The organism is Kocuria nitroreducens (genome assembly GCF_042879195.1).
Lineage (GTDB): Bacteria > Actinomycetota > Actinomycetes > Actinomycetales > Micrococcaceae > Kocuria > Kocuria nitroreducens.
The window spans coordinates 1-2594 of record NZ_JBHZTC010000055.1 but is presented as its reverse complement, the minus strand read 5'-3'; the positions used below and the strand labels follow the sequence as shown (position 1 = coordinate 2594).

Here is a 2594-nt window from a genome sequence, read left to right as displayed (position 1 = left end):
CTCTCGTCGTGGTTCTGGGTCATCCGTTGTCAGTTAGTCGAAAGGGGTCCCGTCATGGAGTCCCTCGTCATTGTCGGTGCGTCTCTGGCCGGTCTGTCGGCCGCCCGGGCCGCGCGGAACCTCGGCTTCGCCGGTCGGGTGGTGATCATCGGGGAGGATCCCCAGCGCCCCTACGACCGTCCGCCGCTGTCCAAGGACTTCCTGGCCGGGCGGATCGAGATCGCTGACCTCGCCCTGGAGACCGACACCGAGGCCCTGGACGCGGAGTGGATCCTCGGCACCCGGGCGGAGTCCTTCGACCCGGCCACCCGCCTGGTGCACCTGGCCGACGGGCGCGCGATCCACGCCGAGGCCCTGGTGATCGCCACCGGCGCCTCGCCGCGGTCGCTGCCCCCGATCGCCGGGGCGCACAACGTGGTGAGCCTGCGCACCATCGCCGACGCGCAGAAGCTGCGCGAGCTGCTCCGCCGCGGCGGGCGCATGGTGGTCATCGGCGCCGGGTTCATCGGCGCCGAGGTCGCCTCCACCGCCCACGCCCTGGGCCTGGAGGTCACCGTGCTGGAGAAGTCCCCGACCCCGCTGTGCGGCCCGCTGGGCGCGCAGCTGGGGGCGGTCGTGGCCGGGCTGCACGAACGCGCCGGGGTCGAGCTGCTGTGCGGGGCCGACATCACCGACTTCGAGCTCACCGACGGGTCCGTGACCGCGGTGCACCTGGCCGGCGGGCGGGTGCTGCCCACCGACGTGGTGGTCGTGGGCATCGGGGCGGCGCCCAACACCGCCTGGCTGGAGAGCTCCGGGATCGAACTGGGCAACGGCGTGGTCTGCGACGCGGTCGGGGCCACCAGCATCCCCGGGGTCATCGCCGTGGGCGACTGCGCCGCGTGGTGGGACCCGGCCACCGGCCGCCACCACCGGGTGGAGCACTGGACCGGGGCCGCCCAGCGCCCGGCCGTGGCCGTGGGCGCCCTGCTGGGCGCGGAGGCGGCCGAGCTGCCGGCGGTGAAGCCCCCGTACTTCTGGTCCGACCAGTACGGCACCCGCCTGCAGTTCGCCGGCGACGCCTCCCGCAGCGACCGGGTCGCCTACGAGCACGGCGGCCCCGGGCAGGACTCCCTGCTGGCCGTCTACTACGCCGGGGAGCACCCGGTCGCGGTCCTGGCCTGGAACCAGACCAAACTGTTCTGCCGCTGGCGCAAGACCCTCGAGAAACTCGCCGCCACCGCCGCCCAGAACCCCGCCCCGCACAGCGGAGCAGCCCCGGCCGCGGCCGCCGTCATCGCCGCGGCCGCCCCGGCCGCCACCGCCGCCACCGCCGCGGCCCCGGCGCCCACGCAGCTCCCGACCGCGGTCTGAGCCCCCGGACGCCTCACCGGCCCCCCGTCCCGACCGCGCACCCCGCGCGCTTGCCCGCCACCGCAAACCCCCGCCACCGCAGTACCCCGCCACCTCAGTCAAGGAGTTCGAGTTGTCGACCAATGTTGTCTCGGAGAGTCTGATCTCCACCCTGCCCGGGTCCAGCTACGTGGACGAGGCCGTGTTCCGCGCCGAGCAGGAACGCATCTTCGAGCAGATGTGGTTCTGCGCCGTGCGCGCCGGGGACCTCGACAAGCCCGGAGCCTTCCGCACCGTGCAGATCGGCCGGGAATCGATCATCATCACCCGCAACCGCAAGCACGGCATCCGCGCCTTCTACAACATCTGCCGCCACCGCGGGGTGAAACTGTGCATGGAGGACACCGGCGAGGCCGGCCGCTCCTTCCAGTGCCCCTACCACGCCTGGACCTACGACTTCGACGGCAAGCTCATCGCCGCCCCCAACCTCACCAAGATGCCCGACATCGACCGCCAGCAATACGGACTCGTCACCATCCCGGTCCGGGAATACCTCGGCTACGTCTGGGTCTGCCTGGCCGAGAACCCCCCCTCCTTCGAGGACGACGTCATGGGCGACATCCAAGACCGCCTCGGCGACACCCAGGCCATCGAGGGCTACGACATCGCCAACCTCTCCCTGGGCCGGCGCATCACCTACGACGTGAAGGCCAACTGGAAGCTCATCATCGAGAACTTCATGGAGTGCTACCACTGCGCCACCATCCACCCCGAACTCACCGAGGTGCTGCCCGAGTTCGCCGACGGCCTCGCCGCCCAGTACTTCGTCGGCCACGGCGCGGAGTTCGGCGACGACGTCCTGGGCTTCACCGTCGACGGCTCCGAAGGCCTGGAGAAACTGCCCGGGGTGGACGAGGACCACGACCGCCGCTACTACGCCATCACCGTGAGACCCACCGTGTTCATCAACCTCGTCCCCGACCACGTGATCATCCACCGCATGTTCCCCATGGCCACCGACCACACCATCGTGGAATGCGACTGGCTCTACCTGCCCTCCGTCGTGGACTCCGGCAAGGACGTCACCGCCTCCGTGGAACTCTTCCACCGCGTCAACCAGCAGGACTTCGACGCCTGCGAACGCTGCCAACCCGCCATGAGCTCCAAGATCTACGCCACCGGCGGCGTCCTCGTCCCCTCCGAACACCACATCGGCGCCTTCCACGACTGGATCACCGACACCCTCAGCGACACCACCCCGG

Annotated in this window: 2 protein-coding genes; both read left to right on the top strand. The window is 70.9% G+C overall.

Going from position 1 to position 2594, the window contains the following annotated elements; genetic code table 11:
* The first annotated feature begins 54 nt into the window (after window positions 1-54).
* Window positions 55-1353, top strand: coding sequence for an NAD(P)/FAD-dependent oxidoreductase (locus ACFYE1_RS17260; protein WP_387745715.1), 1299 nt, complete (start codon window positions 55-57; stop codon window positions 1351-1353).
* Between the two features lie 112 nt (window positions 1354-1465).
* Window positions 1466-2594 (top strand): aromatic ring-hydroxylating oxygenase subunit alpha (locus tag ACFYE1_RS17255; RefSeq protein WP_387745712.1); only part of this gene is annotated, 1129 nt, incomplete at its 3' end.